General features: G+C 71.7%; 7 protein-coding genes and 1 pseudogene. 5 read left to right on the plus strand and 3 right to left on the minus strand.

Annotated features, from left to right (window positions below; all coding sequences use genetic code 11):
• The first annotated feature begins 125 nt into the window (after nt 1-125).
• Nucleotides 126-377: a hypothetical protein gene (locus tag ACZ5WK_RS38760; RefSeq protein WP_465555039.1), complete on the plus strand. Its 252-nt coding sequence runs from the start codon at nt 126-128 to the stop codon at nt 375-377.
• Between the two features lie 87 nt (nt 378-464).
• Here ACZ5WK_RS38760 and ACZ5WK_RS38765 read toward each other — a convergent pair whose 3' ends face one another.
• Nucleotides 465-2,123 carry a sigma-70 family RNA polymerase sigma factor gene (locus tag ACZ5WK_RS38765; protein WP_465555041.1) on the minus strand — a complete coding sequence of 553 codons (1,659 nt, stop codon included), beginning with the start codon at nt 2,121-2,123 and terminating at the stop codon, nt 465-467.
• 213 nt (nt 2,124-2,336) lie between these two features.
• On the minus strand, nt 2,337-3,311 hold the full coding sequence (locus tag ACZ5WK_RS38770) for a CAP domain-containing protein (RefSeq protein WP_465555043.1): 975 nt from the start codon (nt 3,309-3,311) through the stop codon (nt 2,337-2,339).
• A gap of 363 nt (nt 3,312-3,674) precedes the next feature.
• On the opposite strand from ACZ5WK_RS38770, the pseudogene ACZ5WK_RS38775 reads away from it, so the two are divergent.
• The 4 genes and pseudogenes from ACZ5WK_RS38775 to ACZ5WK_RS38790 form a co-directional block, all read left to right on the plus strand.
• Nucleotides 3,675-3,893: pseudogene (locus tag ACZ5WK_RS38775) on the plus strand (DUF4158 domain-containing protein); the annotation flags it as partial.
• Nucleotides 3,894-4,311: 418 nt separating this feature from the next.
• A complete protein-coding gene (locus ACZ5WK_RS38780) occupies nt 4,312-4,917 on the plus strand; it encodes a tyrosine-type recombinase/integrase (RefSeq protein WP_465555045.1) in 606 nt (201 codons plus the stop codon).
• Between the two features lie 41 nt (nt 4,918-4,958).
• A complete protein-coding gene (locus ACZ5WK_RS38785) occupies nt 4,959-5,189 on the plus strand; it encodes a hypothetical protein (RefSeq protein ID WP_465555047.1) in 231 nt (76 codons plus the stop codon).
• 81 nt (nt 5,190-5,270) lie between these two features.
• Nucleotides 5,271-6,374, plus strand: a complete 1,104-nt coding sequence (locus tag ACZ5WK_RS38790) for an IS630 family transposase (protein ID WP_465555051.1) — start codon at nt 5,271-5,273, stop codon at nt 6,372-6,374.
• 19 nt (nt 6,375-6,393) lie between these two features.
• Here the strand turns inward: ACZ5WK_RS38790 and ACZ5WK_RS38795 are convergent, their stop codons facing one another.
• Nucleotides 6,394-7,017, minus strand: coding sequence for a histidine phosphatase family protein (locus ACZ5WK_RS38795; RefSeq protein ID WP_465555049.1), 624 nt, complete (start codon nt 7,015-7,017; stop codon nt 6,394-6,396).
• Nucleotides 7,018-7,298 lie beyond the last annotated feature (281 nt).

Genomic DNA, 7,298 nt, shown 5'->3' on the forward strand with positions numbered 1-7,298 from the left:
CGCCGGATTTGCTCCCCGACCCCTCCCCATCCCACCGCCCTCCTATGCCGCCCGCCACCGGAAACCCGTCGGTCGTCCCGGTGCCCGGGCCGTAACCCGGGTGGCGGAGCATCGTTGGACGGGGCATGAAGAAGCGCAGCATGCTCGCCGTCGCCTCGCTCGCCGTGGGCGTCGTGGCTTCCCTGACCGCTCCCAGTGCGCACGCGAGTGCGGTCGGCGGGCAGGGCGACCTGACCGGCCCGCTCCAGCAGGGCGGGGCCATCACCACGGCCCCTGACGCCGTCCAGGGGCAGGTCGGTGACGCCGGCGGCGTGGTCGCCGACAAGACGGGCTATGTGACGGGTCAGGCGGACGGCCTGGTCGGACTGCCCGCCTGACCCCATGTGACCGGCTGCGCGGGTGAGCAACCGCACGGGTGAGCAACCGCGGTGCCCGGCCGGACTCAGCGGCCGGGCGTGTGCCTGTCAGCCGAGCGGGGCGCCGAGGTCCTGGGTCCAGTAGAGGCCCGCGGGCCCGGTCGCGACGCCGACGCCGACGTCCTTGAAGGCGCAGTCCAGCATGTTGGACTGGTGGATCCCGCCGTCCATCCAGCGGGAGAACACGGTGGCGGGGGCGCTGGTCCCCCGGTCGAGGTTCTCGCCCCACCGAGACCAGTGGTACCCGGCCGCGTTCAGGCGGGCGTCGGCGCGGGCGCCGTCCGGGTTGACGTGGTCGAAGAAGTTGCGGGCCACCATGTCGTCCGCGTGCTTCTGGGCCGCCGTGTGCAGCTTCGGGTCGATCCGCAGCGGGCCGCAACCGGCCTTGGCGCGTTCGGCGTTGACCAGGTCCACCAGCTGGCGTTCCGGGCTGGGCGGGGTCGCCGTCGGGCGGCCCGCGGTCGGTGACGGCGCGGGGGCGGCGGTGGCCGGCGGTTCGCTGGGCGCCGGTACGGTGGGCACCGACGCTGCCGTCACCGGGGGCGTCGGCGGCGCGGACGGCTCCGGGGCGGGCGGCATGGGCATCGCGGCCGCCGGGACGAGGTCGGGAGCGGCGGCCGTCGCGGTCGGTTCGGGCGCGGCCGGTTCGGGCTGCGAGTGCTGCGGCCAGACCAGGGCGAGGGTCGCGACGGCGAGGACCGTGGCCGCGCCGCCCGCGACGGCCGCCTTCCCCCGGGTCAGGGCGCTCCACGGGCCGCTCCCGCCGCCGGCGGGGTCGGCCGGCGCGCCGGCCGCGCCGTTGGCGGCGCCCCCGTTGGCGGCGCCCCCGTTCGCGGCGCCGGTGTGGGCCGCTCCGCCGTTCGCCGCTCCGCCGTCGGCCGCACTGCCCGGCGTCACCGTGGCGGCCGTGGCCTGGAACGACAACGCGACCGGCGAGTCCAGCGGGACGGGCACCAGCGCCAGGCCGGCCAGCAACCCCTCGGCGGGGAAGAGGTCGCGGCCGAGCCGGTCGCAGGCGGCGCAGCTGCGGATGTGCCGGGCTATGCGCTTGCGCCACACCGAGTTCGGGGTGCCGTCCCAGCCCTCCGTCAGCTCCTCCAGCTCCGGGCAGCGCGGGTAGGCGGTGAGTGCCCGGACCACGACCCGGCCGGCTTCCAGCTGCTTCTTCATCCGCTGGACGCGTACCGCCGTGTGCTGCGGCGTCAGGTCGAGAGCCTCGGCCAGTTCGGCCCGGGTGAGGTCGCCGCAGGCCTCAAGCCACCAGAGGGCGAGCAGCTCGCGGTCGTCCGGGTCCAGCCACCGGGTGGCCTCGGCAACCTCGCGCCGCTGCCCGGAGAGGCCGAGGCGCAGGATGGTGAGGTCGGTGAAGTCGGCCCGGGGGTCGGCGAGCTCCCAGGCCTCGTCGAGGCCGCCGACCGTGCTCTGCTGCTGGCCGGTGCAGCGGCGGCGGACCTGGTTCATGGTGATCGCGACCAGCCAGGAGCGGAACGACTCCGGGTCGCGCAGCCCGTCGAGGCCGTCCAGCGCCCGGATCATGGTCTCCTGCGCGACGTCGTCCACGTCGGCATGGCCGTTCAGCGCGCGCCCGGCGACGTTGTAGACCAGCGGCAGCCAGGTGGCGACCAGCGCCTCCTGAGCCTGCCGGTCGCCCGCCTGGGCCGCCAGCACCAGGGTCGTCCCGGTGCGGTTCTGCACGTCAACGTTCATGGGTCCGCACTCCGTCTTGCCGTCATCCGTCCGCCGCTGCCTCCTCGGAGACCTTCGGGGAATGCTCAGATAACAACAATTTGCGCGGATTCGGAAAACGGGGTCGGGGACAGGGGCCGGGGACGGCCTCCCGACGGGGCTCCGACCGGCCCGCCCGGCGTGGCCGGCGTGGCCGGCGGTGGGACCGCCGGGGCCGGGGACGGCACTCCGCGGTCAGGACGGCGAGGCGAACACCTGCGTCCACCAGGGGCCGCCGGATCCGGTCTTCACCCCGACGCCGATCTCCTTGAACGAGCAGTTGAGGATGTTGGCGCGGTGGCCGGGGCTGTTCATCCAGGCGTCCATCACGGCGGCCGGGTCCTTCTGGCCGCGGGCGATGTTCTCGCCCCAGCTGCTCCAGCGGTAGCCGGTGGCCTCGATCCGGTGGTCGGCGTGGTAGCCCTCGGGGCTGGCGTGGTCGAAGTAGTTGCGGGCCGCCATGTCCTCGCTGTGGCCCTGGGCGGCGGTGGCCAGCCGCGTTTCGGCGGTCAGCGGACCGCAGCCGTGCTCGGCGCGCTGCGTGTTCACCAGGTCCACGACCTGCTGGGCGTACTGGGCCGCGGTGCCGCTCGCCGGGGTGGCCGGGGCCGGGGCGCCGGTCCGGCCGGAGGTCGCGGTGGTGCTCGCGGCCGCCTTGGCGGCGCTGCTCGTCGAGGCGACGGGGCTCTTGACGGACGCGGCCGGGCTCGATGCGGACGCGGTGGGCTTCGCGGACCCCGTGGCCGAGGGAGTCGGAGCGGCCGTGGTCCCACCGGTGGCCGACGGGGTGGCCGGGGCACCGGAGGCGGCGTGGGCCGCGTCGGTGGCGGCCGGGCTGCCGCCGGCTGCGGCGACGGCCGGGTCGAAGCCGCCGGCGCCGGGGATCTGTATGCCCTCGTGATCGCCGGCCTCCGCCGCGATCTGCGGCTCGAACGCCACCGCGTCCCGGTCGCTCCCGGCCCCGCCGTAGCCGGCGTACCCGGCTCCGGCGAGCGCCGCGAGCACCCCGGTACCCGCCACCGCGGCGACCACGGCCACCACCGGGCCGACGCCCCGGCCGCGGCGGCCCCGCCCGCGCCGCCGGTCGGCGGCGCGGCGCGCAGCACGGCCGCCGGCCGCGGCGTGGTGGCCGGACGCGGGAAGGATGGTCGTCCTGTCTTCGCTGTTCACCTGGGCACGCTTCCTGTGTCGGGTCGGCCGGTACGAGTGCCGACACCTGGGAGACCTCCTGGCGGCGTGTCGATAACAGAAAGCACGAACGAATTTCCGACTGCCGGTCGACTCCGGGGTCGCGGGCCCGCTCCGGGCCCCGTCCGGGCCCCGTCCGGGCCCCGTCCGGTCCCCATGGGCGGGCCCTCGTGGCGGGGCCCCGTGGAGCGGGCGCTCCGGGCGGGCCGTTCGGTCAGGCCTCGTCCGACGCCATGTCGGCCTCTGAGGACGATCGGAACGACCAGTAGCGACAACGGGCCGATCTTGGTTCCGGTTCGGTGAACAAGGCCATCTGTGCTGGTCAGCGACCCTACGTTCCGGGTCATGCCAGTTGAATTCCTGTCTGACGATCAGGTCTTCCGCTACGGCCGGTTCGCGGCCGAGCCGACGCCCGGCGAGCTGGAGCAGTTCTTCCGCCTCGATGCGCCCGGGCTGGAGGTGGCTAGGGCGGAGCGGGCGCCGGCGAACCGGCTCGGCTTCGCGGTGCTGTGGGGCTCGGTGCGGATGCTCGGGGCCTTCCCAACCGAGGACCTGGCAGTGGTGCCGGCCGTCCTGATGGGCAGCCGGTTGCGTGGGCGGGCCGAGCGGATCGGCCGGGAGAAGAAGCTCAAGAGCCTGCCGAGGCTGAGGTGGGCGGCCGGGCGGGCGGCCAAGGCGGTGGAGGTACTGCTGGACACCGCCCCGGCGACCATCGACGGCGAGGCGGTCTCTGTGCTGGACGCCTGGGAGGCGATCGAGAAGGTCGTGCCGCGCGCCAAGCTCGCCGAGGCGCTGGCCACGATCGCCGAGTGCGTGCCGGACGGCGACGGGGACGAGGACGCCGAGTGGCGACCCGCGCGCGCCTCCCGGTACGGCCCGGTGCGCGGCTTCATCCGGCGGCTGGTGGACACCGTGGACTTCGGCGCAGTGGAGGCCGGTGCGCCGGTGGTGAAGGCGCTCAAGCAACTGCCGCATCTTGCTGGTGGCCCGCTGGTCCGGGGCCCGCCGCACCGAGATCCAGCGCCTCCCGATCGACTGCCTGGACCGCTACCCCGACGGCACCCCACGGCTGCGGCTCTCTGGCCGCAAAACCTACAAAGAGCGGGTCGTCCCGCTGCACGAGGACGCCGCCAAGGCTCTACAAAAGGTCATTGAGCTGCGCAGACACGCACCGGAGAGACCCTTCACCGACGAGCGCACCGGTGAGGAGATCCGCTATCTGTTCATGAGCCACGGCAAGCTGCTGTCGACCTACTACCTGTTCGAGACGTCGATCCAGGACGCCTGCAAGGCCGTCGGCCTGGTCCGCCCAAGGGGCCGCGACGGGACTGGCCGCGGCACAGTCTCGGCCCACCGGTTCCGCCACACCGTCGGCACCCAGCTCGCAGAACCCGGCGCGAAGCTGCACACCATCATGAAGGTTCTCGGGCACACCTCGGTGAGCATGGCCCTCGTCTACGCGCAGGTCAGCGATCAGGAAGTACTGCGCGACCACCGCGCCGTCCTCGGACCCGGAGCGACGATCGCCGGCCCGGCCGCCGAGGAACTCAGAACGGGTGCCTGCCGGACACCTCGGTCGACTGGCTGAAGACGAACTTCTTCAAGACCGCACTCGAACTCGGCCGCTGCTTGCGCCTTCCCGCCGAGGGGCCCTGCGAGTGCGACCTCTACCTGACCTGCGCGAAGTTCGTCACCACACCCGAGTACGCGCCACGGCTGCGGACGCGTCGCCGGGTCGAGCAGACCCTCGCCCTGGACGCGGCCGAACGCGGCTGGGACCGCGAGGTCGAACGGCACCGCTGCACCAGCCAGCGCATCGAGAAGCTGCTGGCCGACCTCAACGAGCCCTTCGAGGACTAGTGGCTCGGCTCGGATGGTTGACCTGGTAATTGATATGTCGTGCGTCCGTCGTCAGGCTGTCTCCAGGATCTGATCTTGGAGGTGATCGTGGGGCGTCGTCCGGGAGTGTTCGTCCGGCCAGTCAGCATGGAGGAGGGTCGGCGACTGCAGCGGATCGGCCGGACCTCGAAGGACCCGGTCAGGCTGCGGCGCGCGATCGTGGTGCTGATGTCAGCGCAGGGCCAAGCGGTGCGGGACATCACCTCGTTGCTGCACGTCAGCGAGGACTATGTACGCGATGTCATCCACGCGTTCAACGAGCGGGGGTTCGACGCGCTGGACCCAAAATGGAGCGGGGGACGCCCCAGAACGATCAGTGACCAGGTGCGCGAGAGCATCTGCCTGATTGCCCGGACGTCCCCCGCTGACTGGAAGATCGCCGCGTTCTCCACCTGGAGCCTGACCAAGCTCGCCGAGCACCTGGTCAACCGCCACGTGGTGCCCGCGATCAGCCGCGAGACCCTGCGCCGCATCCTGCACGAGGGCAAGATCTCCTGGCAGACCACCACGACCTGGAAGTCCTCCAGCGACCCCGACTTCCTGACCAAGATGCACCGGGTCCTGGAGCTCTACGACACCCCGCCGATAGACGGCAGGGTCGTCTGCGTCGACGAGTTCGGCCCGCTCAACCTCATACCACGCAAGGGAAAGGCCTGGCGGCCGTTCCGGTCCCCGCGCCGGCTCCGGGCCACCTACAAACGCTATGACGGCGTGATGCACATGCTCGCCGCCCTCGACCTGGCCACCGGAAAGATCTACTACCGCATCCGGAAACGCAAGAGATGGCGTGAGTTCCTCGGCCTGCTCAAGGCCCTGCGCGCCCGTTGGCCAGGGGAGAAGCTCTACGTCGTCCTGGACAACTTCTCCCCACACAAGCACCCGAACGTCCGCGCCTGGGCCGCAGCCAACGAAGTCGAGCTGGTCTTCCTGCCGACCTACGGGTCGTGGTTGAACTGGATCGAGTCCGAGTTCGCGGCCCTGCGCTACTTCGCGCTCAACGGCACCGACCACCGCAGTCACGGCGAGCAGAACGCCGCCATCGGCGCCTACATCCGCTGGCACAACGCCCGCGCCGAACCGAAGACCAACTTCGCCCCCGACTCACCCATCCGCGCCTGGACCGAGTACCCGGCCAGGGCCGCGTAGCAAGCCACGATTGATGTGCTCAGATGTGCAGTTCGGGCGGGAAGCCGGTCCAGCGCAGCTCGGCAGGCAGATGCCGCATGTCGTTGTAGAAGAGGACGGAGGACGGCCGGCCGGGCGCGTATCGGATAACCGTCAGGGCGGCGTTGCAGTGGTTGAGGCCGAGCCAACGCCACTTCGGCGCTTCCATGGCATGCCGGACGAGCCAGCCGACCAGGAAGTTATGGGTGACGACCAGTTCGTGCCGAGCCTCGTCGCCGTCCACCGGCCCGGTGAACCGCTCCAGTGCCTGGCGGGCCAGCACCGGGCCGCGCTCACGCTCCTCGGCCGTGAACTGGTCGACGAAGCGGAGCAGGAAGTCGGCTGAGTCCGCCGGTAGTTCTTCCCTTTCCGGCACGTCGGGGACATAGTCCCCGGCGGCTTCCGAGACCTGCAGAGGGATGCCGTTTAGCTGTTCCCCGATCAGGCGTGCGGTCTGCGCTGCCCGGGGCAGTGGGCCGTGGTGAACAGCCGAGAAGGGGACATCACGGAGTCGTTGGCCAAGCAGTACCGCCTGACGGCGGCCGTTCTCCGTCAGCCCGCTCTCGTCCGGCAAGGCCTCGCCATGCCGGACGAGATAGAGGTAGCGGGTGGCTGTTCCGGTCATTCCAAACTCCCTCGCGCCCACTAACGATCTTGTGTGTCGTCCTGGGGTGGACGCCGTCCCCTTCAGCCACGGTTCCCAGCAGTGACGGCCAGCAGACCCTCTCAGTTCAAACCCCTAACTGATCGTTTCAGAATGAGTTGAACTGCACTCTTGCGCCTGGCGATCTTGGTCGGCAGGCTGTCCGGATGCCTGTTGATCTTGTGCCGGATGACCTGTGGGAGCGGGTGGCTCCGCTGCTGCCGCCCGCTCCCGAACGACGCCACCGCCACCCCGGGCGACTA

The sequence above is a fragment of the Kitasatospora sp. NPDC032757 genome (assembly GCF_055579305.1).